The following is a 483-nucleotide window of genomic DNA, read 5'->3' as shown; positions in this document are numbered from 1 at the left end:
TCCTGTACCTGTTTAGATAATTCCACTTCTTGCTCAAAAGATAAAAGTGGAAATACCTTTATCTGCCTGCAATAGGTATCAAGTAAATCCTCGCTGTTCTTTTGCGTTTTTTTTATCATAATCTCCTCCTTGCCAAATGGCAAAATCCTCAATAACTATGTAGCAAGATCCGTGCCAAGTAGACGCTTATTTGATTTATTTTCCTGTAATTCTTTATCAGATAAGGAATTACGCAAGAAATAGAGGTAGTTGATAAACCGACAGTTCTTAATGTGTATTATTTTTCATACTATCTTAATTATTTATGTATAGAAAATGTTATCTTGATATGGTAAAGTAAGGTATGAATTACGGCATTACAGCGACAGAAAAGAACGGAGATATTTACTATTTTGTTCAATGGTCTCCTCTTTCAAAAGCCGATCGCTATGATATTATCACCAAAGTTCCTGCGGTTGCAGGAGTTTTTGAAATATATTGGAT

At 33.5% G+C, this 483-nt stretch carries 1 protein-coding gene; it reads right to left on the bottom strand.

Translation table 11 applies throughout. The annotated features are described in order from the left end of the window. Positions 1-119 (bottom strand): sigma-70 factor domain-containing protein (locus ACYVTD_RS16410; protein WP_461248736.1); only part of this gene is annotated, 119 nt, incomplete at its 3' end. Between the last annotated feature and the right edge of the window lie 364 nt (positions 120-483).

Source organism: Treponema sp. R6D11 (assembly GCF_054786075.1).
The sequence above is the reverse complement of the archived record's forward strand: the minus strand, read 5'-3'. Positions and strand labels throughout refer to the sequence as shown.